Genomic DNA, 25,407 nt, shown 5'->3' with positions numbered 1-25,407 from the left:
CGGTATCACTCGTCGACCGGTCTGCGGGTCCCGAGGTCGAGACGCATGACCGGCCGGCTCGGGTAGGTGCGGCCGATCTCGTGGAACCCCGCCGCCTCGAACATGGCGAGCGTGCCGGTGAACAGGGCCGATCCCGAGACCTTGGCCGCCTGCAGCCTGTCGACGTCGACCGGGTGGCCCTCGACGGCCGACGCCCCGTGCCGACGGGCGTGCTCGACGGCCGCCACGAGCAAGGCCGTCCCGACGCCCCCGCCGCGGTGCTCGGTGCGCACCGCGAAGCAGGTCACCCACCACACGGTCCGGTCATCGTCGAGAACGCGGCGTAGTGCTCGGTTCCCCATGACCCCGGGGAGCGTCGCGCGGGGGACGACCCGGGACCACCCGGCGGGCCGGTCGTCCACGTAGGCGACGAGACCCACGGGGATGTCGGCCGCCTGGACCTCGCGGTGCAGCTCGTCGCGGTTGCTCGGCTGGTCGTGCGTTCGGAAACGCTGGCACCAGCACGAGTCGGGCCTGGACGCGCGCAAGCCGAACGCGGCGACGACGTCCGACCAGCGATCGGGCGTGGCCGTCTCGACGCGGATCCGCGCGCGGGCGCCCGTCATGGGCAGACCCGCTCCGGGGTCAATCGCACGAACGCGCTGAGCCTGCTCACTCGTTCACCTCCTCGTTCCGGCACGTCCCACGTCCGCGACAGCCTCGTGACCCGCGACAGGGGCGCCGGCTGGTCCTTTCGCGAGTGTAGGAACGGACGGGACGTGACGGCAGACGAGCCGCGGGTTGCCGCATCCGCACCTGGCCGTCCACGCGGCATGCCTCTTCGCGGGCCCGTCGGGGGGAGACTGGGTACAGCAACCTTTGCTTCGACGAGGAGTCACCGTGCCCGAAGGAACTGTCCGCTGGTTCGACACCGAGCGGGGCTTCGGCTTCCTCTCCTTCGGGGACGGGGCCGACGACCTGTACGTGCACGCGTCCGAGATCGTCGGCGGCGACGGGACGAAGCTGCTCCGCGAAGGGCAGGTCGTCGAGTTCGAGGTGGGCGAGGGGGACCGTGGCCCGCAGGCCCGTCGTGTCCGGGTCACGGGCGACCACGCTCCCGACGCCGTCGTCGGCGTCCTCGGCACCGTCTCCTGGTACGAGCCGGGCAAGGGGTACGGCTTCGTGACGCCCGACGGCGCAGACGTGGAGATCTTCGTGCACAGCTCGGCCATCGTGGGCGGCGGCGTCATCTCGGACGGGCAGCGCGTGGCGTTCCTGGTGGTCGACGGGGAGAAGGGGCCGCAGGCGGACCATCTGCTGCCGCTGGGCGCACGGGCCGCCCGGGCTGTGGCCCCGGACGGGGCGGACGGCACCGTGTCCTGGTACGACGTCGACAAGGGATTCGGGTTCGTCACGCCTGACGCGGGTGGTGAGGACGCCTTCGCCCACGTCCGCGAGCTGCTCGGCGGGCTGGCGGAGCTGTCCGAGGGGGATCGCGTGACCTTCGACCTGGCCGCGGGCGACAAGGGGCCCCAGGCACGCAACGTCCGGCTGGTCGGCGGCTCCGCCCGCCGAGGTGGGCCTGTGGCGCCGGGCCGGGGCCGATCGGGCCCGCCGAGGGAGTCCGGAGCCGGTGTGCGCGGCGGTGAGGGTGTGGTCGCGCGCTACGACGCAGATCGTGGCTTCGGCTTCATCACCCCCGATGCCGGGGGCGCCGACCTGTTCGTGCACGTGTCGGTCGTGCGCGGCGCCGACGGGCTGCAGGAGGGCGACCGGGTCCGGTACAAGGTGCGCCAGAGTGATCGGGGACCGCAGGCGGACAGCGTCGAACGGGTCTGACCCCCCGACGTCCACTCGACCTGGCCCCGAGGGCCGTTCTCCTCCCGTGGGAGGAGACGGCGCATGAACCGGTTTCCTCCGACGGTCGGTGCCGCGCGCCCCGTCGCTCTTCGTAGCGTCGCCGACAGACGCCTCCTACGGGGCGCCGACGGGACGACGAGGAGACGTGATGATCGAGGTGGAAGCGCTGACCAAGCGCTACGGCAGCACGGCGGCGGTGGACGGGCTGACGTTCGCCGCGCGGCCCGGGATGGTCACCGGGTTCCTCGGACCCAACGGCGCGGGGAAGTCGACGACCATGCGCGTCGTCGTGGGGCTCGAGCGCCCGACGTCGGGTACCGCGACCGTCGACGGCCGCCGGTACGCCGACCTCCCCGCGCCGCTGCACGCGGTCGGCGTCATGCTCGACGCCCGATCGGTCCACCCGGGACGCACGGCTTATGCGCACCTGGTCGCGATGGCGAAGACGCATGGCATCGGTCGGGCCCGGGTCCGTGAGGTCATCGCGCAGACGGGCCTGGAGCCGGCGGCGCACCGGCGGGCGGGCACCTTCTCGCTCGGCATGAGCCAGCGGCTCGGCATCGCCGGGGCGCTGCTGGGCGACCCCGCCACGCTCATCCTCGACGAGCCGGTCAACGGTCTCGACCCCGACGGCGTGCTGTGGGTGCGGCGGCTCGTGCGCGAGCTCGCGGACGAGGGCCGCACGGTGCTCCTCTCGTCGCACCTCATGCACGAGCTCGCGCTGTGCGCCGACAGGGTGGTCATCATCGGCCGCGGACGCCTGCTCGCGGACGCGTCGGTGCGGGAGATAGCGGACCGGTCGGAGCGTGCGGGCGTCGTGCGGGTACGCACGACCGACCCGGAGCCGCTGGCGCGCGAGCTCCTCGCCGCCGGCGCACAGGTGACGCCGCAGAAGGGCGGGGTGCTCCACGTGCGTGCCGTGACGGTCGAGGACGTCGGCACCGCGGCGCTCCGGTGCGGGGCGACCGTGCTCGAGCTCGGAACCGAGTCGGGGTCGCTGGAGGAGGCGTACCTGAAGCTCACGGGCGACGCCGTCGAGTACCGCGCCGCGGGTGGTGTGCGATGAGCGCCGCGGCCACGGCGCCGCACGCCGCCCGGACGGCATCGAACGTCCGCTCCGGCCCGACGGTCGCGCGCGTGGCCGCCGCCGAGTGGACGAAGCTGACGTCGCTGCGCTCCGCGTGGTGGACGGCAGCCGTGACGGTGCTCGTGGGTGGCGCGATCACCTACCTCAGCGCACGGGCGTCGTCGGTGGACCCCGGGTTCGAGCCGCTCGACTCCCTGACCGCCGGCCTCGTGCTGGCGCAGGTCGGGCCGCTCGTCCTCGGCGTGCTGGTGGGTGCGGGAGAGTTCCGCACGGGCGCGTTCCGCAGCACGTTCACCACGGTCCCGCGCAGGTGGCCGGTGCTCGTCGCGCAGACGCTCGCCGTCGCGGCGTTCGCGCTGGTGACGGGCGTGCTGACGACGGCAGCCGGCGTGGTCGGGATCCTGCCCTCGGCGATGTCACGCGGTATGACGGTCGACCTGACCGCCGACGGTGGCCCCGGGATGCTGCTCGGCATGGTCCTGTTCCTCGTCGGGATGGCGCTGCTCGGGCTGGCGCTGGGCGCGCTGCTCCGGCGGACCGTCCCCGCCCTGGTGACCGCGCTGCTTCTCGTCCTGGTCCTGCCCATCGTGCTCATGCTGGCGAGCGACCCCCTGGTGGGCGGCGGCGACGCGGCGACGATGGCAGCCGCTGCCGACGCGCCGGCAACCACCGTCGTCGGGACGCTCGGCGTGCTCCTGCCCGGTGCTGCGGGGAGCCTGATGACGACCTCTGCGTCCGCCGGCGGCATGGAGGGCGCGCCCGACCTCGGCCCGGTGGGTGGTGGACTGGTCCTCGCGACCTGGGTCCTCGTCCTCCTGGCCGCGGCGGCGCTGCGGCTGCGGACCCGGGACGTGCGATGACGACCGTCCCGGCGGGACCCCGGACGAACGAGCGCACCGTGCGCGGAGCCCCGGACCGCAGGGGCGTCTCCATGCCGCGGGTGCTCAGCGCGGAGTGGACCAAGCTCACGAGCGTGCGGTCGAACGCCTGGCTGGCGCTCGGCACGGTCGTGGCCGCGGCCGGCACCGCGCACGCGCTCGGCTTGTTCGTGCGTCCCGGCGACGGCCGGTCGGGCTCGTGGGTGGTGACCTCCGGCTTCGTGCTCGCCCAGCTGGGGTTCCTGGTCCTGGGCGCGCTCGTGGGGGCCGGGGAGTACACGACGGGCACGGCGCGCACGACGTTCGCGACCGTGCCTCGGCGGCTGCCCGTGCTTGCGGCCCAGGTGCTGGTGACGGCGGCGGCCGCCTTCGCGGTGGCGTTGGTCGCGCTAGGTGCTTCCGTGCTGGCGACGGCGCCGGCTCGCTCGGGCGACGCGCCCGCTCTTGACCTGTCCGTCCCGGGGGCATCCCGTGCGCTGCTCGGCTTCGCCGTGGCCTGCGTCGCCGTCGCGCTGCTCGGGACGGGGCTCGGCGCTCTGCTCCGCCGTCCCGCGGACGCGCTCGTCGTCGGGGTGCTCCTGACGAGCGTCGGAGACCACGTGCTCGCGGCGAACCCGGGACTGGTCACGGACACGGTCCGGGCGTTCCTGCCGTCGTCCGGCGCCCGGCTCGTGCAGGACGATGCCGCGCTCGCGGCGCTGGACGCCACGACGCTGGGGCCACGGCTCGGGGCGTGGGGCGGCGGCGGCGTCGCCGCCGCGTGGGTGGTCGTGGTGCTCGTCGCAGCGGCGTACCGGTTGCGGCGACATGACGTCCGCTGACGGGAACGGGTCCCCGGTGACGACGCCCCGGGAGGGCGGCCGCGCCGACGGCTCCGGATGGGAGAGTGGGCCCGTGGTGATCCGACGCGCGGTCGTGCGGGCAGTGCGCACCGACGACGAGCCGCTCACCGAGGAGCAGGTCCGCGGCGCCAGCCCCGTCGCCCGCCTCGTCACCGCCCGACCGTGGGTCCAGGACGTCGCCGTCGCGGGGGCCATCGTCGTGGTCGGCCTCGTCGGCGCGATGTTCGTGCAGGAGACGGCGTCGGGTGCCGTGGCCCTCGGGCTGTACCCGCCGGACGCCGGGATCGTGCAGTCGGTCACCACGGCCTGGTTGGTCGGAACGGCGGTGGGTGCGGGGCTCCTGCTCCTGCGGCGCACTCGGCCGATCACCGTCACGGTGCTGCTGACCGTCGCGGCCCTCGCGTCGCTGCTGGCCGCCGGCGTGCTCGGAGTCCTCGGCGCGTGCCTCGCGTGCGCCCTCTACAGCGTCGCGGCGGAGCGCGGCGCCACGGCTGCCTGGGCCGCGTTCGGCGGCGTGTTCACCGTGGTCACCGTCGCGCTGTGGCGGTGGCAGGACCTGGGGATCATCGAGATCATCCTCTGGTCTGGCGCCTCCTTGCTGAGCCCCTCGGAGTTCGGGCAGGACCTGCAGGAGCCGCTGTTCTCGCCTGGGCGACGCATGGGCTCCGTGCTGCTGCTGCTCGTGCTCCTGCTCCTGGGCGTCGCCTTCGGCTCCGCCGCGCGCGCGCGTCGCCTGCACGCGGCGGACCTCGTCGAGCGCTACCGCTCGTTGGCGCGGGAACGGGATCACAGCGCCGCGATGGCGCGTGCGGCGGAGCGTGCCCACATCGCTCGTGAGATGCACGATGTGGTCGCCCACAGCCTCTCCGTGATGGTCGCGCTGGCCGACGGCGCCGACGCCGCGTTCGAGCGCGCACCGGACCGCTCCCGGGAAGCGGTGCGCCAGGTCGCGGGCACCGGGCGTTCCGCGCTGGCCGACATGCAGCGAGTCCTCGGTGCGCTGGGGCCGGCGGGCGGTGACGGCACGGAGCCCACGGAGGTCGACCTGCCCACCGTCGTGGAGAGGTTCGCTGTCACCGGCATCCCCGTGACCGCCACCGGCCTGGACACTGCGCTCCCCCAGGACACGGCGGTGCGTCTGGCGGTGCTGCGCATCCTCGGAGAGGCCCTGACCAACGTCCTGCGCCATGCGCCGGGTGCGCCCTCCGTCGAGGTCTCGGTGCGGCGCACCCCGACGGCCGTGGAGGTCGACGTCGTGGACGCGGGCGGCACACGTGCCGGCAGCGGCGGCGGCACGGGCCGTGGCATCGTCGGGATGCGCGAACGAGCGGCTCTGCTCGGCGGCCGCGTCGAGGCCGGGCCCGTGTCGGGTGGTGGCTGGCGTGTGCACGCGGTCCTGCCGTGGTCCGACGACGGGGGAGAGGCACGATGACGACGGTGCTCCTCGTCGACGACCAGGCCCTGCTGCGGAGCGGGTTCCGGCTCGTCATCGAGTCCGAGCCGGACCTCGAGGTGGTCGGCGAGGCTGCCGACGGCAGGGTGGCGCTCGACCAGGTGGCAGCGATCCAGCCCGACGTGGTGGTCATGGACATCCGGATGCCCGGGATGGACGGCATCGAGGCGACCCGGCGCATCGTCGCGCACCACCCCGGGTCCCGCGTGCTGGTGCTCACGACGTTCGACGTCGACGATCTCGCGTTCGCGGCCCTGCGCGCCGGCGCCTCCGGCTTCCTGTTGAAGTCGGCACGCCCGGACGAGCTCGTCGACGCGATCCGCACGGTCGCCGCGGGCACCGCGGTCGTCGCCCCGCGCGTGCTGCGCCGCATGCTCGACCTGTTCGCGCCCCACCTGCCGGCTGCGGGTGACGCCCTGCCCCGCGAAGGACAGGACCCGCGTCTGAGCGGGCTGACGCGGCGTGAGCTCGACGTCCTGCACCTCATCGCCGAGGGCGCGTCGAACCTCGAGATCGCGGCCGAGCTGGTGGTCTCCGAGGCCACGGTCAAGACGCACGTGGGCAACCTGTTCGCCAAGCTCGGGGCCCGCGACCGGGTGCAGGCGGTGATCATCGCGTACGAGTGCGGCCTCGCAGGCAGCCGCTGAGCAGGTCCGCTCCACCGCTCGCTGGTTGTCCGTGCGACGTCGGTCGCCGAGGCCGAGCTGACCAGGGACCTTCTGCTCGGCCCGGGACAGCATGTCGGAGAACGCTGGAAAGTCGGGCCGAGCACCCGATGGGTCGGTGGGGTGTCGGCCGACGCGCCGTCCGTCTCGATCGTCTCCGGGGGAGGCTCGTGCTGCTCGCCGATGCGGAGCCCTACCAGGCCTCCCCGAACCCGAACTCGAGCCCGCGTCCGCCCGCCGTGCTCGCGCTGCCCGTAGCCGAAGCGACCAGCCGACCCGCGGTGTCGCGTGAGCTGGTCCTGGTGTCCGAGTTCGGCCCGTTGCACCACCTGGCTGTGGTGGCGCACCAGAGCTACATCGACGGCTTCTCCATCCGGACCGTGGCCCGGTGCCGCCAGTGGGTGTGCGTCACGGACGCCATCGGCGACCGGGCCACCTCGCTGTACCTGCTCTACGGCCAGGCGTGCGCCCTGCTGGAGCTCGGTGAGCACCGGGCGGCCGTCGAGACCGCTCAGGACCTCCTCGCGAGGCTGGGCGACGAACCGGCTCCGGTGTGGCGTGCCAAGGCGCTCGGCGCGGTGGCCGAGGGCAGCAACCACCTCGGCGAGCACAGCGTGTCGATCGCGACGATGGCCGAGGCGGACTGGCTGCTGCAGGACATCCCGACCGACACCTACGGCCACCTGTCCGCCAGCATGGCCGTCGCCATCGCGATGCGGTCGGCACACCTGGTCGAGCAGGCGGAGGCCGCCTTCGCGGCGATCACCCAGGACCACGATGCCGAGCTGCTGATCTACGTCGCGCAGGAGCAAGCGGTGCTCAGCGCGCACTGGGCGACCGCCCTGCTCACCCAGGGGCGGCCCGACGAGGCCGCGGCCCACCTGGTGCGGACCGCGAGCCGGGCGACGTTGGTGCGGCGGCTGGCGCGGCAGACGGCGCAGCCGTCGATGGAGGCCCGCGCCGACGTCATCGAGGCGTACGCGCTGCTGCACCTGGGCGAGTCGGAGCTGGCGTTCAGCCGCGCCCGCGCTGCGGCTGAACGCTTCTCGGCGCGCCCGGAGCTCCTCGAGACGCACCTGCTGCACCTCGTCCTGGCCCGCGCCCACGGCGCAGAGAAGAACTACGCGGCAGCGACCGAGCTGCTGCACGCCCTTCTCGAGGCGACGAGCAGCACGAGCCGGGAGGTGTGGGCGGCCGCAGCCCGCGCCGAGCTGGCCGACGTCATGCTCGCCGAGCACGGACCGCACCCCGCGATGGACCTGTGGCGACAGACCGCCCGGGCAGCGCTCGGACGAGCGTGGGCCGAACGGGACGCGCGCTACTCCGCCCTGCGAGACCGGCACGACCTTCGCCGCCTGGCGTCAGAGACCGACCGCGCCGGTCGTGCGGCCGGGCAGGACCCGTTGACCCAGCTCGCCAACCGCAGCGTCCTGCCGGCGGCGTTCGCCTCGGCCCCGGACGGCGCCTGGGCCGTGTTCATCGACGTCGACAACTTCAAAGCCATCAACGACAACCTGTCGCACTCCGTCGGAGACCTGGTCCTGCAGACGATCGCGGAGATCCTGCGGGCTGCCTCGCGCAGCAGCGACGTCGTCGCGCGCTACGGCGGGGACGAGTTCGTCATCCTGCCCAGCGACGGAGCGGTGGCCGCGCAGGCGGTCGCCCGGCGCGTCAACGAGTTCGTCCGACGCCGCGCGTGGGGTGAGCTCGCCCCGGGCCTCGCGGTGACCGTCTCAGTGGGCGTGGGCCCTCTCGTTGCCGGCGACCACCCGCTGCACGTCGCCGACCTCGCGCTGCTCGCCGCCAAGGACGCGGGCCGGGACCAGATCGTCGTCGCCGACGTCTGATCCCCGCCTCAGCGGTGGTGTCCGCCGCAGCCCGGCTTGACCGGACCCAGGGCCGAGTTCACGGCCGCCGTGTAGGCCTTGTAGCCCTCGACCGTCGGGTGGAACGCACCAGGGTCGGTCGGCCCCAGGATCCACGCATCCGGCGAGTTGGCGCCGTGACCGTCGAAACGCTTGCGAACGTCGACGTACTGGAAGTCGGCACGGGTGGCCGCGGCAGCGATCACGGCGTCGAGCGTGTCCGCGGCGGCGTTGAGGGCGCCGAGCTCAGCCGACGAGGCAGCGAGATAGGCGCCGTACTCCGGCGAGAAGAGCCGCGGGTAGCCGGTCACGACGACGTGGGCGTTCGGGGCTGCCTCGGCGACCTTGGCGTAGACCGCGTCGAGCAGGGCCGGCAGCTCGCTCGTGATCCGGCCGTCGACGATGGCGACCGCGCCCGAGCACTGGGCGTCGGTGTCGCCGAGGCAGGCCGTCACTGCACCCGACCATCCGATGTCGTTGCCGCCGATGGTCAACGTCACCAGGTCGGTGTCGGCGTCGAGCGCCGTGAGCTGACCGCCAGTCACCAGCGAGCTCGTGGTGGCGCCGGCGCAGGCGACGAAGTCGTCGAGTCGAAGTCGCTGGCGCCCGTCGAGCTGCACGGCGTAGGCGCTCTGCGAGCGGCCACAGTCGGCGTAGGGCGGAACGCCGTACCCCGAGGCGTACGAGTCACCGAGGGCGTCGTAGACGACGCGGGAGGGGGCGGCAGGCGCCGCGGTTGCGACGGAGCCGACGAGGGCGGTCGCGGCAACCAGGGCCAGGACGGCGGACCGCGCCGTCCGCAACGTGCGCTTCATCTCTGCACCGTAACCACATCACCCGAAGCGCACCGGACGAGATGACGCGCTCGAGTGCGGTGTCTGGCTCCGCCGTGCCGTCCCCCAAGGTCAGGCCGGTCTCGATCCGGTCACGAGGGGAGTCAACATGGAATTTAATGTAGTAATGTCCACGATGACTCGCCGGATCGCGAGTGTTGGCACAACCCAGGGGAGTGGATATGCACACCAAGAACCTGTTCGCCGTCGGCGCTGTGGCCGCCGCGCTCGTTGTTGGAGCTGCCTCGGCAAGCAGCGCATTGGTAGCTCACGCGTCTTCCTCGACCGGCACCGTCGTGTCGGCACAGCACGTTCATCCCGCTGCCCAGTGACGCCCGTGGACGAGGGCCTGCGTCCGCGTCCACGCGTGTGTCACGTACGTCGGCAATGTCCCACCACGCACGCCCCCATCGGAGGACAAGACGTTGAAGCTCAAGATCTTTGCCACTGCCGCGCTGCCGGTCCTTCTGGCGAGCGGCATCGGGGTTGCCAGCGCGGGCGCCGCGCAGGCATCTAGCCTCGAGCTCTTCAGTCAGTCGTACTCGAACCGCGCTCTGTGCAAGAGCGTCGCGATCGAGCTTCGCCAGAGCCTCTGGCACATCAAGACCGACTGCATTGCGCCGTTCGCCGGCAGCGCATACGTGCTCCAGGCGGAGAGGATCAAGGTCTAGCCCCGCGTCGATCGAACAGCCTCGCCCCCTTCCGAGGGCGAGGCTGTTCGTCGTTCTGCCCAGGCCGCCGATGCCGGGCCCGGACCTTTCTTCAAAGGCTCACGTCAGCTCCGGCGGCGTACGCACGTCATCCTGCAGGGTGACGGGTGGAGATGCGGACGCCCCTACGATCGGGCGGGTGGCCGGTCTGACGAACCGCTGGGACTCGTGGGCACGCGCACGCCCGTGGGTGCCTGACGTCCTGCTCGCGGTGGCCCTGGCCCTCGTCCTCGGCCCGACGTCGCTCGCCTACGCCGCCGCTGCGCCGGCCGTCACCGCCGCGGCCGTCACGGCCGCCATCCTCGTCCTGCACAGCTCGGTCGCGGCCAGGCGGACCTGGCCCAGGTCCGCCTACGCGGCAGCCTGCGCCGCGATGCTCGTGCTGATCGCCATGCCCGACCTGCCGGGCGGCGACTCGGGTGCAGCGGCTGCGCAGCGCGTGCCGCCCGTGCTCCTGCCCTCCGCACTCACCTACACGGTCCTGCTCTACTCGATCGCCTCACGGACCCGGCGCCCGTGGCCCGAGCTGGCGCTCGGCTCCGGGCTCGTCGGCGGTGCGCTCGCCACCGCACGGCTCTGGCAGCCCGAGCAGTGGGTGGGCGGGGCGGTGCCGACGGCGCCGTGGCGGCTGCTTCTCCCCGCGGCTCTCGTCGCGATCGTGCTGGCGGCGTGGGGTCTCGGACGGTTCCGCGCGATGCGCGATGCGGACGTGGACGCGCTGCGGGAACGCGCGTTGCGCGCCGAGTCGGACCGTGCCGCGGCGGCGGACCGCGCGGTCGCGAGCGAGCGTGAGCGCATGGCCAGGGAGATGCACGATGTGGTGGCGCACTCCCTCGCCGTCATCGTTCGCCAGGCCGAAGGCGGGCGGATGGCCGCGCGGCGCGATCCCGCGGCAGCGGTCGAGACGCTCGCGGTGGTCGCGGACACCGGCCGCCAGGCGCTCGGTGACATGCGCAGCCTCGTCGACGCTCTGCGCCCCCGCGACGTGTCGGCTCCAGCAGCCCCGCAGCCCACGGTGGACGACGTGCCGACGCTGGTCGACCGGCTGCGCCAGAGCGGGGTCGACGTGACCCTCGAGCAGAACGGGACACCCGGTGCTGTCGAGCGCGCGACGGCGCTCGCGGTGTACCGCGTGGTCCAGGAGTCGCTCACCAACGTGGTCAAGCACGCCGGGCAGGAGGCGCGCGCCCGGGTCGAGCTCACCTGGGCCGACGGTGCGGTGCGCGTTGAAGTCGTGGACGACGGTGGCCGGGGACGTGCGGCGGTCGACGTCCGACGTGGAGGGCACGGACTACCCGGTATGCGCGAGCGCGTCGAGCTCGCAGGGGGAACGCTGGTCGCCGGACCGTGTGACCGGGGGTTCGCGGTCGTGGCAGACCTACCGTTGCGGGGCCTCGACGGGGGGAACCGATGATCCGGGTGGTGATCGTCGACGACCAGCGTCTGGTCCGCACGGGCCTCGTCATGGTCGTCGAGTCCGAGGACGACATGCGTGTCGTCGGGCAGGCCGCGGACGGCATCGAGGCGCTCGACCTGCTCGCGACGACACCAGCCGACGTCGTGCTGATGGATGTGCGCATGCCTCGGATGGACGGCGTCGAGGCGACGCGGCGCCTCGTCGAGCGCGGTGACGCGGCTCGGGTGCTCGTGCTGACGACGTTCGACCTCGACGAGCACGCGTTCGCTGCGCTCAAGGCAGGTGCGAGCGGCTTCCTGCTGAAGGATGCCTCGGCCGAGGACGTGCTCGCGGCGATCCGGACGGTGCACGCCGGTGACGCGGTCCTGGCTCCCACGACGACACGCCGTCTGATCGCGCACGTGGCCCGGGACCTACCGGGACCGCGGACCGGACCCGACCCGCTCGCACGCCTCACGGAGCGGGAGCGGGAGATCCTGGTGGAGATCGCGACCGGCGAGAGCAACGCGGAGATCGCCCGCCGCCTGTACGTGTCGGAGGCCACGGTCAAGACCCACGTGGGTCGGGTGCTCGCGAAGCTCGGGCTGCGCGACCGCGTCCAGGCCGCGGTGCTGGCGTACGAGACAGGACTGGTCCGCCCCGGCCAGTGAGCCGAGGAGCCCTGGCTCGTCAGCCTTGCGGCGTACGTGCCGTCCCCTCGAGGACGACGACCGCACCCGTGGCCGCCGCCGAACCTGGCTGGGTGATGCCCAGGGGTGGCGTCCGAGGAGGTGGCAGAGACCATGACCGCACCATCTGGCCTGCGTGGATCGCAGGACACGTTCGCCACAGGCCCGGCCGCACCGTCGACGCGTGTGCCGGCCGACCGCCGGTGGGCGGCGTGGGCCCTGCCGGTGGCGGCCCTCTGGTCGGCGGGCGAGCTCGTCGCGGGCATCGCCTGGTTGCGCGGCAGCGGGGGCAACCCGGCCGTGCCGCGCGCCGGGGAGACGTCGGGCCTCTCCGTGCTGGACCTGGCCGGTCCCACCGCCGGTGCCGCCGCCCTCGCCGGGGCAGGGGCTCTCGGCCTCGCGGTCGTCGTCGCCATGCTCGTGCAGCGCAGACGAGGCGGTTCGGCGGCGGCCCGCCGGGTCGTCGCGGGTGTTGCCGTGACCCTCGGACTGGTCCTGGCGCTGGTCCTTCCCGACTACCGCCTGCTCGCCTGGGTCGCCTACCTGCCGATCATCGCGGTCATGACCGTTGCCGGGACCATGCCGGACGGTGTGCAGGTGTGGCCGTGGCCGGTCGTGCACATGGCGCTGGCGACGGTCGGCGGCATCGCGTTCCTCGTCGCGGCGCGTGAGTACGTCCGCCTCGCCGCACCGTGCACGGCGTGCGGACGCGGCACGGGCGGGTTCGCGGCGTGGGCCGTGCGGCACGCGCGCTGGGCGGTCGGCGTCGCCGTCGCCGTACCGGTCGGCTACGCCATGACCCGGCTGGCCTGGGCCTTCGGCATCCCGTTCGGCATCAGCCGCCAGATGCTCGACGACATCAGCGACATCGCTGTCCTCGGCGCGGGCCTCGCCGCTCTCGGCATCGGCGGTGCCGTCCTGACGCTCGGGCTCGTGCAGCGCTGGGGCGAGGTCTTCCCGCGGTGGATCCCGGGCGCGCGGGGCCGCCGCGTCCCGCCGGCCCTCGCCATCGTTCCGGCGTCGGTCGTCTCGCTCCTGGTGACCTCGGCCGGGCTCATGTTGCTCAGGTTCTGGCTCGACGGCACGCTGGGCGACGCGGTCCCGGGTGGCGACGCCAACGTGGCCGCCTGGCTGCCGGAGATGCTCTGGCCCCTGTGGGGAGCGGCGCTCGCGCTCGCCACCTACGCGTACGCCGTGCGTCGCCGTGAACCGTGCGGCCGGTGCGGGAGCCGATGACGCTCGCCCTCGATGCGTCCCTCGCGTCGACCTCTCCGGAGCCTCGCACCGTCAGTGCGCCCACGCCTGCCACCGAGCCGCTCACGGCTAGAGTCGCTGACGTGCGCTGGTCACCGAGCGTCGTCCGTTCCGCCGGCCAGGTCGACCGGCCTCCTGCACACCGTCCAGGACTGTGGAGCCTCTCCCGATGACTGCCTGGCTCAGAGCCGTGGGCATCGCGGTCATCGTGATGGTCGCAACGTGGGCGGTCCTGATCGTCCTCGCCCGTCGGCTGCCGGAGGGCACGCTCAAGGAGCTGGCCTCCTTCCTGCCCGACTGCGTGACCACGGTGCGCCGGCTCCGCCGCCACCCATCGGTCCCACGCGGTGCCAAGATCGCTGTGGTCATCGCGGGCCTGTGGGTGCTGTCGCCGATCGACCTGATCCCCGAGTTCCTCCCGGTCATCGGCCCTCTTGATGACGTCGTGGTCGTCGCACTGGCCTTCCGGTACGCCGCACGTCGAGTGCCCAGAGCGGTCCTGCTCGACGCGTGGCCCGGCGACCCGCGCATCCTCGAACGACTCCTGGGCGGCGCGCCCGGTTGATCGGTCCCCGTCGGGTTCCGCCGGCGTTCGCAACCGCTCAGTCGGGGACCGTGATCGTGCCGGGGCCGCCGAGCGTGCGTGCGAGCCGCTCAGCGCCGGCCTCGACCTCCGCGCGTACCGACCGGGCATCGACATCGTCGGCCCACATCACCCTCAGCTCTCCGTCGCGCACGGTCCACGTGCCGCGGACCACTCCACCGACGACGACGACGTTTGCGCCGCGAGACACCTGCTGCCGCGCGGCTGGCGGGACGATGCGGCGGTCTTTGGTGCCAGGGCCCAGCACCCACTGGTCATGGCCCGGCAGGAGGTGCACGGCGCTGGACGCGGTCGCGGTGAGGAGGTCGTCGAGGTCGTCGGCGAGAATCAGCCGCTCATCACCGTCGACGTCCACCTGCACCAGCCGGTCGCCGAGTCCGTGCAGCCACGCGCGGAGCCGCTTGCGAGCAGCACCCAGGCCCTCGCCCAGCCAGTACTGCACCTGCTCCGCTGACGTGGGCGCGTACGCCCGCAGGTACGTCTCGATGGCACGCGGCCCTGCGTCGTCCAGGTCCGGGATGCCGTGCCACCGTGGGTTGTGGTCGAGCCGCTGGAACGCCGCCTGTCCCTCCGGCGCCGGAGCGAAGCAGAGGTCCCCCTGCCAGGCCAGCGGCTTGATCAGGGTCCAGGCGCCCTCCGTGAACACCGCGTCCAGGTGCTGGTACCGCGGCAGTGCCGTCACCACGTGGGCGAGCTCGTCGTAGGTCAGCGGCCCGTCGGCGAGGGCGTCGCGGACCGTCGCGCGGAACGCGGGCCAGTCGTCGGCAGCGAGCCCGTAGTACTCGACCCAGCTGGGCAGCTCCCACATCCGGCTGGACGCCCGCAGCGCCAGGAAGGAGGCGCCGTCCTCGGGCGTGAGGAGGTGGACGGCGCCACGGAAGGCGAACGTCCGGATGACGCGTCCGTCGGCCAGGCTGGAGGCGACGTCGCCGGCTGCGTGGACGCGGCGCCGGAGCCCGATCGCGAGGTCTTGTCCAGCCTCGCTGCCGGCCGGGACCGCCCCCAGCCGGCGCACGACGTCGTCGACACCCGCTGCGCCGGAGGGCTCCAGGAGGTGACGGTGAAGTCGCCAGGCGAGGGCCTGCGCCCAGGTGGTCGACGGCATCGGCGGCTCCCTCGAGGTGACGCACTCATCGTGACATCTCAGGTTGCCCCCAACCACAGCCGGTGCGCGCTCCCGGACGACAGCTCCCCGCCCCTGCTGCTCTGACGGTTGGCTATCGTGATCGAACGCCGCCCCGCGGAGCGTTCCCCACCGCGACCGAACAGCCGGGAGACCACGATGCAGCTCGCGCCCGGCCTGCATCGTGTCGGGAACGACGTCGTCGCCTGCTACCTCGTCGTCACCGACCAGGGCATCACCCTCGTCGACGCCGCACTGCCCGGCCACTGGAAGGACCTGGAGCGCGAGCTCGCGGTCCTGGGGCGTCCGCTCACGGACATCCGCGGCATCGTGCTCACGCACGGCGACAGCGACCACATCGGGTTTGCCGAGCGCCTGCGGCGTCAGCAGGGCATCCCGGTGTTCGCCGGGCGTGCGGACGTGGCCCGCGCCCGCGGTGAGGAGAAGACCTCGCCCACGTGGGGTCGGATCCGGCTGCTCCCGACGATGCGCTTCGTCGCCTACGCCTCAGCCAAGGGCGGCCTGCGGACGCACTACCTGAACGAGGTGGTCGCGGTGGACGACGGCGACGTGCTCGACCTGCCGGGGTCCCCGCGCGTGATGGCCCTGCCGGGGCATTCCCCGGGAAGCATCGCGATCGTCGTGCCCGGCGTCGACGCGGTCTTCGTGGGCGACGGACTGACCACCCGACACGTCCTGACCGGCGCGACCGGTCCTGCTCCGGCCCCGTTCACCGACGACCCGGCCCTTGCCCTCGAGTCGCTCGACCGTCTCGCGGGCGTCGGGGTGCGCTGGGTCCTCCCCGGCCACGGGGCACCGTGGGACGGCGGCGCGGCCGAGGCGGTCCGTCGGGTGCGCAGCTGACCACGACGCCGAGCCGGGATCGTTCGGGCGGCCGTCAGCCGAGCGCCTGAGCCGTCGCCCGGAGCTCCGCTGCGAAGAGCTCCGGCTGCTCCCAGGCGGCGAAGTGCCCGCCGCGAGGGGGTTCGCCCCAGTGGACGATGTGCGTGAAACGTCGCTCAGCCCAGCGCCGCGAGGGTCGCGGGACCTCGGCAGGGAACACGCTGCACCCCGTCGGAACCGCGATCGTGTCGCTGGTCCCGACGGTGAACCACTCGCCGACCTCCGCGATGCTCTCCCAGTACAGGCGGGCAGACGACGCAGCGGTGGCGGTGAACCAGTAGACGCTGAGGTTGTCGAGGATCTGGTCGGTCCGCAGCCCGCCCGAGGTGCGGTCGGGCCACGACCAGAGCTTCTCCCCGATCCAGGCGGCGAGGCCCGCGGGGGAGTCGGTGAGCCCGTACCCGAGGGTCTGGGGTCGTGTGCGGTGCACCTCGGAGTACGCGGAGCCGGCCCGGCTGCGTTCGTCCAGATCGGTCAGCGCCGAGCGCTCGTCGGCGGTGAGCTCGACCGTGGCGTGCGGCGGTCCGACCAACGGCGGTACCAGGTGGATGCCCACGAGCCGCTCGGGGACCTGCAGGGCGATCGAGGTCGAGATGCTCGTCCCCCAGTCGCTGCCGGCCGCCATGAAGCGCGGGTACCCCAGCCGCGTCATGAGCTCGGCCCACGCGCGGGCGACCCGGTGGATGGTCCACCCCGGCTCTGTCGGGCGGCCGCTGAAGCCGTAGCCGGGCACCGACGGCACGACGACGTGGAAGGCCGGCTGACCCGCGGGCGGGTCGGTGAGCAACGGGACGGCCGCCTCGAACTCGAGGAACGTGCCGGGCCACCCATGGGTCAGGACCAGGGGTATCGCGTCCGTGCGGGGTGAGCGCACGTGCAGCGCGTGCACGCGTACCGAGTCGATGACCGCGGTCACCTGGGGGATCGTGTTGAGCCGACGCTCGGTGCGGAACCAGTCGTAGTCGTCGGACCAGGCGCGGCACCACTCCTTGACGACAGCCAGTGGAACGCCCTGGGACCAGTCGTCGACCGTCTCCCGTTCCGGCCATCTCGTGCGTTCCAGACGACTCCGAAGGTCGTCGACCTCCGCGTTCGTGACGCTGATCCGAAAGTCGTGCACGTCGTGCGACACAGGCGAACCTCCGATAGCGGCCGGTGTACAGGAGAAGCGTCGTTCCTGGAGCTCGCGCACGGAAGGACCCAAAGCGCGCATTCGCGCCGGATTCAGCACCCACGTGCGGGTTCGCCTCGACAGCTGCGCCGGCGTCGCGCCCGTCGATCCTTCACGGAGGGCTCCGGAATGCCGATGAGCTCGGGAAAGACCACCAGGAGGAACTCCGATGCGCGCTCACCCGAGAGCGGCTGCGACTGTCGCGGCCCTGACGTGCTTGCTGGCCGCTGGGTGCGCTGCGCCGGGCGGCACGGGCGCGGAGCCTGCTGCGATCGCGGCGTCCACGCCCGCACCGACGCCCACCCCTACCGCGCAGACGTTCGAGCTGTCCGGTTCGATCAGTGTCACCGCGCTCCTGCGGGTGCCGACGGGTCCGGGCTGCCTGGTCTCGCGCAGCGACTACGGCGGCGGGTACGACGACATGGAACCCGGTGCCCAGGTCACGGTCACGGACGCCTCAGGGGACATCGTGGCGACGGGCAACCTTGACGAGGGCCATTTCATCAAGACGACCGCGATCCCTGAGAGGGACGACAGTGCTGTGGGGGACGCTCCGATGATGCCCGATGTCGACATCGACGACGATGCGGCGTGGGACGCGGCATGGTCCGCGTACATGACCGCAAGCGACGAGTACAACGAGCGGCTCGAGAGCGCCCCGATGGTGGACGTCGACTACGGGGTCTGCGGGTACGACTTCACCATCGCGGGCATCCCCGACGAGGACTTCCTGTCGGTCGAGGTCGCGCACCGTGGAAAGGTCACGTACTCGAGGGCTGACCTCGAGGCGAGCGACTGGGCCATCGCTCTGACGCTCTGACGGTCAAGGTCCGACGGTCCGACACCCGCCGGTCATCTCCTGCCCTACACGTCACACCGTGCTCATCTGATCGATGCCCTCCCGGTAACACGAGCACGCCACGATGCGGGGTACCTGATGTTCCGACCGAGGGAAGAGTGGACCCGCCTGTGCTCAAGAAGTCCCGTTCCGCCGCCACCTGCACGCTGACCTTCTCGCTGCCGACGTCCGCCGTCGACGGCACCGTGAGCGTCGTCGGCACCTTCAACGACTGGACCCCCGGGGCGCACCCGCTCCGTCGCCGCTCCAACGGGACCGCGAGCGCGTCCGTGAAGGTCCCGGCCGGCACGACGGTGCGGTTCCGCTACCTGGGCGAGAACGGCCTCTGGTTCGACGACGCCGACGCGGACGAGATCGACGTGGAAGGGTCCGTCGTCCTGGTCTGACCAGCGCCAGCCTCCAGCCGTCGACGTGTCGTCACAGCAGCTCCGCCCGGTGCCCGTTGCTGGCCGGATGGATGAAGTCGGCGGCCGGTCTGCGCAGCCACTGGGTCAGGCGCATCGCGAGAGCCAGGTCGGCCATGCGCGCGCGGCGCAGCCCGGTCAGCCGAGCCGGGGTGCAGCCGATGTGGTCGGCCAGCCCCACCCACGTCAGCCCCTGATCCCGCCGCTGCTCGTCGACCGCGGCGTGGAGCTGGGCCAGGTCCCAACGGAGCCGGCTGCCGGGTCCCGGCTCCGGGAGCCGCGTGTCGCCGACGTCCGCAGCGGGGCCGACGAGGAACGTCTCGGGTGGGTCACCGAGCCAGCGCAGCAGGTAGAGCGCGTACTGGCACGACGTCTCACCTCGCGCACCGAGCCGCGACACGGCACCGCCGCAGAGCGGGTGGTCGTCGCGTTCGGCATTGAGCTGCACGGAGAGGTCCCACAGCTCGTCGGCGAACGCGTACCAGTGCAGGCCCTGGCTCCGGCGTGCCTCGTCGACGGCAGCGAAGAACGCTGGGAAGTCGAACGTGGCAAGCGCCTCGGTCGTATCGCTCACGTGTCCCCCTGTCGTCGCGCATGCTTCGCGCACACACCGCAAGCCTGATCCACGCGGTGCGAGCACGTCGAGCGTCCAGACGGGAGGAGTTGTCGCACTGGTGACGTCGTCGGTCCGTGCCCGTGCCCGCCCGACGTCCCCGACGTCTTCTCGCGTGGCTGTCGATCTGGTTGCCTGGACTCGTGTTCGGACCCGTGCCGCCGTTCGCCGCGTGGCGGTTCGTCGACGCGGTCGACGGGTTCGAGGTGGTCTACCTCGGTCCCGGCCGGCTGCGCGGGCACACGTCCGCCGTCGAAGACGGGCGAGCGCACGCCGTCTCGTACGAGATCAGGCTCGACCAGGAATGGATCACCCGGGAGGTGCGGGTCACGTCCGACACTGTGGACGGGCCACGCAGCACGGTGCTGCACTCCGACGGGGCAGGCAGCTGGACCGTGGACGGAGTTCCGGCGCCGCACCTGGACGGGCTCGTCGACGTCGACCTGGAGGCGTCGGCCTGTACGAACACGCTGCCGGTTCACCGGCGGACGATGCCCGTCGGTGAGGTGGTCGCCACCTCCGCCGTCTACGTGCAGGCGTCCGACCTCCTCGTCCGCCGGCTGGACCAGACGTACCGGCGTCTCGACGACCACCGGTTCGACTACGCGTCCGAGGGTGGCTTTCGGGCGACGCTCACGTACGACGACGCGGGGCTGCTGCTCGACTACCCGGGCATCGCTGTCCGCTTCGTGTAGACGTCCGGACCGGATCTCATGAGCCGGCAGTGATTTCTTGCGAGCATGGGTCAGTGCCAGCCGGGAACCCTCTTCGTCGCAAGCTCGTCTTCCTCGACATCGACGGCACCTACGCCGAGCGCGGAGTCGTGCCGCCGGGGCACGAGGTCGCCGTGCGCCGGGCTCGGGCGGCCGGCCACCGCGTGTTCCTGTGCACCGGCCGCTCCAAGGCGATGCTGCCGAGCCGAATCCTCGATGTCGGCTTCGACGGCGTGGTCGCGTCAGCAGGGTGCTACGTCGAGGTCGGCGGGAACGTGCTCGCCGATCGACGCTTCCCCGATGACCTCGCGCGGCGGGTGGTGTCGCTCCTGATCGAGCACGACGCGGCGTTCGTCCTCGAAGCGCCGGAGGCGTTGTACGGACCGCCCGGCGTCGACGACCGGTTCCGGGCTCTGCTCGGAGCAGGCGGCAGCCAGGAGCAGCACGGCGCCGATGACTTCCTCCGCGTGCTCCGGATGCCTGCGGACCTCTCGGGAGTCTCGTTCGCCAAGGTCACCTACCTCGCGGCAGCGACAGCCTGGACCGAGCTGCTCAGCTCGCTCGGGCCGAGCGTGGGGTTCGTGCCCAGCTCGATCGTCGAGGCGCACGACTTCGCGGGCGAGCTGTACCTGGCCGACGTGCACAAGGCGCTCGGGATCGAGCTGGTTCAGCGACACCTCATGGCTGAGCGAGACGACGTCATCGCGTTCGGCGACGGCCTCAACGACCTCGAGATGTTGGAGTACGCCGGGGTCGGCGTCGCGATCGAAGGGTCGGACGACAGGGTCCTCGCTGTCGCGGACGCGGTAGCACGAGGCCCGCACCTCGAGGGTCTCGTGGCGTCGTTCGACGACCTGGGCCTCTACCGAAGGGCGTGACGTCCATCCGCGCTCGCAGCAGCGTTCCAGCGAGCTCCGAGGACTCGCCGCCGGATCCTGGCGCTCGTGCCGAGCGGCTCGCCGCCATTCACTGCGGCGCCCCCGGTGCGGTCTGGGAGTTGACGTTGTCGGTGGTGCCTGGGCCGAATGGCAAGGGCGCCGCTGCGGGCAACGCGACGTCGGGTCGCGTCGGCTTGCGCATCGCCCGCCGGATGAGCCACACGATCAGCACCACGATCAGGAGGGGACCCGTCGCAGCGCCGATGGCGTAGCTGCTCGTGTAGATGTCGGTCCGCTCCGCGCTGCCCTCGTCGCCGCCCTCGAAGCGGATCGTCCGCAGGACCTCGTACGCCGGGGAGGCGTCCAGTGTCCCACCGGGGGCTGTGACGAGTACGACAGCGAGACCAGTCCGCCCGGGGGCGTGCGCCGCGACGACGAGCACGTCCATCTCGGCACCGCCCGCGCTGGGGTCGGCGAAGGAGAACTCCAGCGCTCCCGCGTCAGGCATCCCGGACCAAGCCACTGGGAGTCGCCGCAGACCCAGAGCCAGGTCGCCCCAGGAGGCAGCGGCACCGTCCAACGCCTTCTGCACGGCATGGGCATCGGCTGGACTCTCTCCGGTGAAGCTCACGCCTCCGACCGGCGTCTGACCGTCGAACAAGCGCGCAGCGCTGCCGTGCTCGATGTCCTCGTGGCCGATGGTCCACCCGGTGGGTAGGTCGAACCCGACGTCGCCGACGTGGACGCGCTCACTGCCGGCGATCTGCGCGAGCGGCTCTACCAGGAGGGCCTCGGTCCACCCACCGGCTGTGCCGCTGGCCGAAGCTGTATGTCGATTCCGGCGCGGCTCGTCCGTCAGAGTGGTGACAGGCCGCAGGAGCAGCCGAACAGGAGGAACGACATGACGCAGTACGCCATCTACTTCAACCAGCAGTGGGTCGGGGACCACCCCGCCGAGTGGTTCCAGACCCGTGCCGAGCCCAGCAACGCGGTCGTCCGTGACATGGACGCGGCGGGGGTCCTGGTCTTCGCCGGCGGGCTCGAGGAGGACATGGCCGACGCGTTCAGCGCCGACGCGACGAGCGGGAGTGTGGTGGTCTCCGACGGTCCCTACGCCGAGACCACCGAGTACCTGGGCGGGATCACCGTCATCGACGTGCCCGACGTCGAGACGGCCAAGATGTGGGCCGGCAGGGTCGCCGAGGGGTGCGGCTGGCCCCAGGAGGTCCGGGTCATCAAGTAGGTCACCGGCACGCGTCGGTCCGAGCCCTAGGTGGCATCCCGCTGGGCAAGCCACGTGAGGATCGCCTGGGTCGTCTCGTCCGGCCTCTCCTGCTGGATCCAGTGACCGCAGTCCAGGGTGACCACGTCCACGTTCGGCACGAACTCCGTCAGGTTCTCGGACCTGGCGATTGCGTCCCGGGCGCCGTAGATCATGAGGGTGGGCTGACGGATGATCGGGTCCGCGTCCGCGAGAAGGTGCCAGTTGCGGTCGAGGTTCCGGTACCAGTTGATGCTGCCCGTGAACCCCGATGACTCGAAGGCCGAGACCAGCACGGCGAGCTCGAGGTCGCTCATGACCGGCTCGCCGCGCGGCGTCTCCGCTCGGGCCAGGTTGATCATCGCCATCCCCTGCGCAGGTTCGGCGGGGGGCTCGTTCTTCCGGTACAGGTTGCGCAGGAACTGGGCCGTGTTCTCGTCGAGCACCGCGTCGGCGACGCCGGGCTGCCGGTTGAAGTGGACGAAGTAGAAGTCGTCGCCGAGCACGCTCTCCATGAGCTCGATCCACGGCACGTCACCTCGGACCTGGTACGGCAGGCTCAGGTTGATCACCTTGTTCACGCGATCCGGGTGCAGCAAGGTGAGGCCCCAGACCACCATGGCACCCCAGTCGTGCCCGACGAACGTGGCGTCGTCGTACCCGTAGTGGTCGAGAAGTGCGACGAGGTCACCCGTCAGGTGCTCGATGTCGTAGTCCGTCACCTCGGTCGGACGGGATGACCTCCCGTAGCCCCGCTGGTTCGGGACGATGACGTGGTAGCCCGCCGCGACGAGCGCGGGCACCTGGTGGCGCCAGGTGATCGCATGCTCCGGCCAGCCGTGGCAGAGCACGACGGGTCGGCCGGCGTCGCGTCTCCCTGCTTCGAAGACCTCGAGCGTCACGCCGTTGACCGAGACGAGGGTGGGCTCGGGAAACTCGGCTGGATCGAGCGGTGCAGCCCCGACGGGCCGAGGGTCGATGTGGGCGGGGGTGGTCGGGCTCGTCGATGAGGTCATGTCGCCATCCTGCGGACCTGAACAGGTCACCTCATGACCGGTTTGGTGTGGGAGTTTGACAGGGTGCGAGCCGACCGACTGATGGCCATCCTGCTGCTGCTGCAGCAGCGCGAGCACGTGACCGCAGGGGAGGTCGCCCGAGAGCTGGAGGTCTCCGAGCGCACCGCCCGCCGCGATCTCGACGCGCTGGCCATGTCCGGCGTGCCCGTCTACTCCATGCAGGGACGAGGCGGCGGCTGGCGCCTCGTGGGCGGCGCCCGCACGGACCTGTCCGGGCTGACGGCAGGTGAGGCCCGCGCCCTGTTCCTGGTTGCCGGCCCCGCCTCGGCTGCGACGCCGGCCGTCAAAGCAGCGCTGCGCAAGCTCGTCCGTGCCCTGCCAGAGCCTTTCCGGGTGCAGGCCGAGGCGGCAGCGTCGTCGTTGGTCGTAGACCCGCGGCGGTGGGGGTCGGGTCGCGTCGACCCCCGGCCACCGCGCTTCCTGGACGAGCTCCAGGACGCCGTGATCCGCGGCGTCCAGGTGCGGCTCGGCTACGTCGACCGGGCAGGCGCCGAGACCGTGAGGACCGTGGACCCGCTGGGCATCGTCGCCAAGGGGCTGTCGTGGTACCTCGTGTGCCACACCGACGCGGGCCGACGGACCTTCCGGATCGACCGGGTGTCGTCCGCCGAACCGACCGACGAGCCCGTGGCCCGACCCGAGCACTTCGACCTCGCCGAGAGCTGGCGCGAGATCGCCGACGAGGTCGACCGCAGGCGAACGCCCGTCGAGGTGCAGGCGGTGTGCGTGCCCCACGGGATCGGGCTGCTCCGGATCGGGTTCGGCGGTCGGCTGGAGGTGGGAGGTGCCGGCACCGACGGCCGCATCGACGTCGTGATCCGCGGCTACGACGAGTACACGCTCGCTGGTGAGCTTGCCGGGCTGGGGGAGTGGCTCGAGGTCACTGGGCCTCCGGGTGTGCGAGCCCACCTGGCGTCGATGGGCCAAGCGCTCGTCGAGCGCTACGGCTGAGGCCGCGAGCGCGATGCGCTCCTTCACGACACCGCTGCTCCAGCGGGTCATCCGTGCTGTCCGCCTCGATCAAGCACCGAGCAGGGCAGCACCTCAATAGTGAAGCAACTGCTTGACTATTGGGTCGACGGCTCCTAGCGTCGAAGACGTGCCGAACGACCAGGAACCGACGTTGGACCGGGTCTTCCATGCCCTCGCCGATCCGACACGTCGCGCCCTCGTCGAGCGGCTGGTCCGCGGACCGGCCTCCGTGCGCCAGCTCGCCGAGCCGTTCGAGATGTCGCTCACCGCGGTCATGCAGCACCTCCAGGTCCTCGTGGATGCAGGTCTGGTGACCTCGCAGAAGACCGGGCGGGTCCGCACCTGCACCATCGAACCGGCAGTCGTCCGACGCGCCGAGGGCTGGCTGGGTCTCCAGCGCACGCAGTGGGAGCACCGGCTCGACCGGCTCGACCAGATCTTGACCAGCGCGCCCTCGGAAGGAGAAGCAGATGACTGACCCGTCCGTCGTGAACTCGACGTTCACCCTCGAGCACGACTACGCCTTCAGCCCGGCCCGGGTCTTCGCAGCGTGGGCCGATCCGGCGACGAAGGCTCGCTGGTTCGGGGGCAAGGCCGCTGAGCACCACGAGCTCGACTTCCGCGCGGGCGGTTCCGAGACCACTCGTGGCCGCAACAACGAGGGCCAGACCCTCACCTTCGCGACCAGCTATCACGACATCGTGACGGACCACCGGATCGTCTACTCGTCCACCCTGTCGGTCGACGGCACCCCGGTCACGATCTCGCTCACCACCGTGCTGCTCGAACCCCATGGAGACGGCACCACCCTGGTGCTCACCGAGCACGCGGCCTACCTCGACGGCCATGAGCAGCCCGAATGGCGCCAGCAAGGAACGCGCAGTCAGCTCGCCGCACTCGCCGACGAGCTGGCGACCGGCACGAGCTGACGCCCGCACATCACCAGAACCGCATCAGGAGCACAAGGAGTAGGAGAGGACCATGACCACCTTCATCACCATCGGATACGGCGACCGCGCCGGTTACGACCGGACCGATCCTGCCGTCCGGGACGAGGCACACCGGTCGGATGCACGCCTGCGCGAGAGCGGCGTCGTCATGGGCGTCGCCGGCGCCCCGACCCAGGTACGGAACCACGACGGCGCCGGAGTCGCGACGACGGACGGATCGTTCCTGCAGTCGGAGCTTCCGCTCGCGGGCTTCGCCGTCATCGAGGCGGACACCCTCGAGCAGGCCGTCGCCCTCGCATCCCAGAACCCCTGCGCCGTCGCGCACGGCGTCGTCGAGGTCTGGCCGCTGCAGACGACAGCGTGACGTTC

The 25,407-nt window shown here is 72.1% G+C and carries 29 protein-coding genes; 22 read left to right on the top strand and 7 right to left on the bottom strand.

Translation table 11 applies throughout. The features are described from left to right. Positions 1 to 5 precede the first annotated feature (5 nt). Positions 6 to 605: an N-acetyltransferase gene (locus tag N553_RS21075; protein WP_051639820.1), complete on the bottom strand. Its 600-nt coding sequence runs from the start codon at positions 603 to 605 to the stop codon at positions 6 to 8. Between the two features lie 274 nt (positions 606 to 879). On the opposite strand from N553_RS21075, the gene N553_RS25805 reads away from it, so the two are divergent. The 7 genes from N553_RS25805 (at position 880) to N553_RS21070 (ending at position 8,611) form a co-directional block, all read left to right on the top strand. Further along, a complete protein-coding gene (locus N553_RS25805; RefSeq protein WP_028045544.1) occupies positions 880 to 1,818 on the top strand; it encodes a cold-shock protein in 939 nt (312 codons plus the stop codon). Between the two features lie 169 nt (positions 1,819 to 1,987). Next, complete coding sequence (locus N553_RS0104525) at positions 1,988 to 2,905, top strand: ABC transporter ATP-binding protein (RefSeq protein WP_028045543.1); 918 nt, start codon at positions 1,988 to 1,990, stop codon at positions 2,903 to 2,905. Then, the gene (locus N553_RS0104520; RefSeq protein ID WP_028045542.1) at positions 2,902 to 3,786 is read left to right on the top strand and encodes an ABC transporter permease; all 885 of its coding nucleotides are present in this window, start codon (positions 2,902 to 2,904) and stop codon (positions 3,784 to 3,786) included. The genes N553_RS0104525 and N553_RS0104520 overlap by 4 nt, the downstream gene beginning before the upstream one ends. After that, a complete protein-coding gene (locus N553_RS0104515; RefSeq protein ID WP_028045541.1) occupies positions 3,783 to 4,625 on the top strand; it encodes an ABC transporter permease in 843 nt (280 codons plus the stop codon). The genes N553_RS0104520 and N553_RS0104515 overlap by 4 nt, the downstream gene beginning before the upstream one ends. A gap of 73 nt (positions 4,626 to 4,698) precedes the next feature. After that, positions 4,699 to 6,078: a sensor histidine kinase gene (locus N553_RS0104510; protein ID WP_231505159.1), complete on the top strand. Its 1,380-nt coding sequence runs from the start codon at positions 4,699 to 4,701 to the stop codon at positions 6,076 to 6,078. Then, positions 6,075 to 6,746 (top strand): response regulator transcription factor, encoded by a 672-nt coding sequence (locus N553_RS0104505; RefSeq protein ID WP_028045539.1) that lies wholly within the window; start codon positions 6,075 to 6,077, stop codon positions 6,744 to 6,746. Before N553_RS0104510 ends, N553_RS0104505 begins: the two co-directional genes overlap by 4 nt. A gap of 188 nt (positions 6,747 to 6,934) precedes the next feature. Then, positions 6,935 to 8,611 (top strand): diguanylate cyclase, encoded by a 1,677-nt coding sequence (locus N553_RS21070; RefSeq protein WP_156043698.1) that lies wholly within the window; start codon positions 6,935 to 6,937, stop codon positions 8,609 to 8,611. Positions 8,612 to 8,619: 8 nt separating this feature from the next. Here N553_RS21070 and N553_RS0104495 read toward each other — a convergent pair whose 3' ends face one another. Further along, the gene (locus N553_RS0104495) at positions 8,620 to 9,444 is read right to left on the bottom strand and encodes an SGNH/GDSL hydrolase family protein (RefSeq protein ID WP_028045538.1); all 825 of its coding nucleotides are present in this window, start codon (positions 9,442 to 9,444) and stop codon (positions 8,620 to 8,622) included. A 443-nt stretch (positions 9,445 to 9,887) separates the two neighbouring features. Here N553_RS0104495 and N553_RS0104490 point away from each other — a divergent pair, with 443 nt between their 5' ends. The 5 genes from N553_RS0104490 (at position 9,888) to N553_RS25900 (ending at position 14,076) form a co-directional block, all read left to right on the top strand. Then, a complete protein-coding gene (locus N553_RS0104490) occupies positions 9,888 to 10,133 on the top strand; it encodes a hypothetical protein (protein ID WP_028045537.1) in 246 nt (81 codons plus the stop codon). Between the two features lie 178 nt (positions 10,134 to 10,311). Continuing rightward, positions 10,312 to 11,586 carry a sensor histidine kinase gene (locus N553_RS21065; RefSeq protein ID WP_051639819.1) on the top strand — a complete coding sequence of 425 codons (1,275 nt, stop codon included), beginning with the start codon at positions 10,312 to 10,314 and terminating at the stop codon, positions 11,584 to 11,586. Beyond that, positions 11,583 to 12,239, top strand: a complete 657-nt coding sequence (locus tag N553_RS0104480) for a response regulator transcription factor (RefSeq protein ID WP_028045536.1) — start codon at positions 11,583 to 11,585, stop codon at positions 12,237 to 12,239. The genes N553_RS21065 and N553_RS0104480 overlap by 4 nt, the downstream gene beginning before the upstream one ends. Before the next feature lie 132 nt (positions 12,240 to 12,371). Next, complete coding sequence (locus N553_RS21060; RefSeq protein WP_156043697.1) at positions 12,372 to 13,493, top strand: NYN domain-containing protein; 1,122 nt, start codon at positions 12,372 to 12,374, stop codon at positions 13,491 to 13,493. A 187-nt stretch (positions 13,494 to 13,680) separates the two neighbouring features. Beyond that, entirely contained in the window at positions 13,681 to 14,076 is a 396-nt protein-coding gene (locus N553_RS25900; protein ID WP_028045535.1) for a DUF1232 domain-containing protein, read from the top strand. Positions 14,077 to 14,113: 37 nt separating this feature from the next. Here N553_RS25900 and N553_RS21055 read toward each other — a convergent pair whose 3' ends face one another. After that, positions 14,114 to 15,220 (bottom strand): DNA glycosylase AlkZ-like family protein, encoded by a 1,107-nt coding sequence (locus N553_RS21055; protein ID WP_034620613.1) that lies wholly within the window; start codon positions 15,218 to 15,220, stop codon positions 14,114 to 14,116. A 177-nt stretch (positions 15,221 to 15,397) separates the two neighbouring features. Between N553_RS21055 and N553_RS0104460 the strand changes: the two genes are divergently transcribed. Then, a complete protein-coding gene (locus tag N553_RS0104460) occupies positions 15,398 to 16,102 on the top strand; it encodes an MBL fold metallo-hydrolase (protein WP_028045534.1) in 705 nt (234 codons plus the stop codon). 34 nt (positions 16,103 to 16,136) lie between these two features. On the opposite strand, the gene N553_RS0104455 is transcribed toward N553_RS0104460, so the two are convergent. Next, positions 16,137 to 17,273: an epoxide hydrolase family protein gene (locus N553_RS0104455; protein WP_028045533.1), complete on the bottom strand. Its 1,137-nt coding sequence runs from the start codon at positions 17,271 to 17,273 to the stop codon at positions 16,137 to 16,139. A 208-nt stretch (positions 17,274 to 17,481) separates the two neighbouring features. On the opposite strand from N553_RS0104455, the gene N553_RS0104450 reads away from it, so the two are divergent. Both N553_RS0104450 and N553_RS0104445 read left to right on the top strand, forming a co-directional pair. Next, positions 17,482 to 18,132 carry a hypothetical protein gene (locus N553_RS0104450; protein WP_156043696.1) on the top strand — a complete coding sequence of 217 codons (651 nt, stop codon included), beginning with the start codon at positions 17,482 to 17,484 and terminating at the stop codon, positions 18,130 to 18,132. A 137-nt stretch (positions 18,133 to 18,269) separates the two neighbouring features. After that, positions 18,270 to 18,557 (top strand): isoamylase early set domain-containing protein, encoded by a 288-nt coding sequence (locus N553_RS0104445; RefSeq protein WP_231505158.1) that lies wholly within the window; start codon positions 18,270 to 18,272, stop codon positions 18,555 to 18,557. 31 nt (positions 18,558 to 18,588) lie between these two features. On the opposite strand, the gene N553_RS0104440 is transcribed toward N553_RS0104445, so the two are convergent. Beyond that, positions 18,589 to 19,149, bottom strand: a complete 561-nt coding sequence (locus tag N553_RS0104440) for a hypothetical protein (protein ID WP_028045530.1) — start codon at positions 19,147 to 19,149, stop codon at positions 18,589 to 18,591. 182 nt (positions 19,150 to 19,331) lie between these two features. Here N553_RS0104440 and N553_RS0104435 point away from each other — a divergent pair, with 182 nt between their 5' ends. Together N553_RS0104435 and N553_RS0104430 are read left to right on the top strand one after the other, a co-directional pair. Further along, positions 19,332 to 19,883: a putative glycolipid-binding domain-containing protein gene (locus N553_RS0104435; RefSeq protein WP_028045529.1), complete on the top strand. Its 552-nt coding sequence runs from the start codon at positions 19,332 to 19,334 to the stop codon at positions 19,881 to 19,883. Positions 19,884 to 19,936: 53 nt separating this feature from the next. After that, positions 19,937 to 20,779, top strand: a complete 843-nt coding sequence (locus tag N553_RS0104430; RefSeq protein WP_028045528.1) for an HAD hydrolase family protein — start codon at positions 19,937 to 19,939, stop codon at positions 20,777 to 20,779. 88 nt (positions 20,780 to 20,867) lie between these two features. Here the strand turns inward: N553_RS0104430 and N553_RS0104425 are convergent, their stop codons facing one another. Continuing rightward, a complete protein-coding gene (locus N553_RS0104425; RefSeq protein WP_156043695.1) occupies positions 20,868 to 21,410 on the bottom strand; it encodes a hypothetical protein in 543 nt (180 codons plus the stop codon). 270 nt (positions 21,411 to 21,680) lie between these two features. On the opposite strand from N553_RS0104425, the gene N553_RS0104420 reads away from it, so the two are divergent. Then, a complete protein-coding gene (locus N553_RS0104420) occupies positions 21,681 to 22,022 on the top strand; it encodes a YciI family protein (RefSeq protein WP_028045526.1) in 342 nt (113 codons plus the stop codon). 26 nt (positions 22,023 to 22,048) lie between these two features. Here N553_RS0104420 and N553_RS0104415 read toward each other — a convergent pair whose 3' ends face one another. Further along, a complete protein-coding gene (locus tag N553_RS0104415; RefSeq protein WP_081844353.1) occupies positions 22,049 to 23,056 on the bottom strand; it encodes an alpha/beta fold hydrolase in 1,008 nt (335 codons plus the stop codon). A 33-nt stretch (positions 23,057 to 23,089) separates the two neighbouring features. Here N553_RS0104415 and N553_RS0104410 point away from each other — a divergent pair, with 33 nt between their 5' ends. The 4 genes from N553_RS0104410 (at position 23,090) to N553_RS0104395 (ending at position 25,402) form a co-directional block, all read left to right on the top strand. Further along, entirely contained in the window at positions 23,090 to 24,067 is a 978-nt protein-coding gene (locus N553_RS0104410; protein ID WP_081844352.1) for a YafY family protein, read from the top strand. 148 nt (positions 24,068 to 24,215) lie between these two features. After that, positions 24,216 to 24,566, top strand: a complete 351-nt coding sequence (locus N553_RS0104405) for a helix-turn-helix transcriptional regulator (protein ID WP_028045523.1) — start codon at positions 24,216 to 24,218, stop codon at positions 24,564 to 24,566. After that, the gene (locus N553_RS0104400; protein WP_028045522.1) at positions 24,559 to 25,017 is read left to right on the top strand and encodes an SRPBCC family protein; all 459 of its coding nucleotides are present in this window, start codon (positions 24,559 to 24,561) and stop codon (positions 25,015 to 25,017) included. Before N553_RS0104405 ends, N553_RS0104400 begins: the two co-directional genes overlap by 8 nt. A 52-nt stretch (positions 25,018 to 25,069) precedes the next feature. Then, positions 25,070 to 25,402: a YciI family protein gene (locus tag N553_RS0104395; protein WP_028045521.1), complete on the top strand. Its 333-nt coding sequence runs from the start codon at positions 25,070 to 25,072 to the stop codon at positions 25,400 to 25,402. The last annotated feature ends 5 nt before the right edge of the window (positions 25,403 to 25,407 follow it).

The sequence above is a fragment of the Cellulomonas sp. URHE0023 genome (genome assembly GCF_000688475.1).
In the GTDB taxonomy this organism is placed as follows: Bacteria; Actinomycetota; Actinomycetes; order Actinomycetales; family Cellulomonadaceae; genus Cellulomonas.
This window is presented reverse-complemented; position numbering and strand designations above follow the sequence as displayed.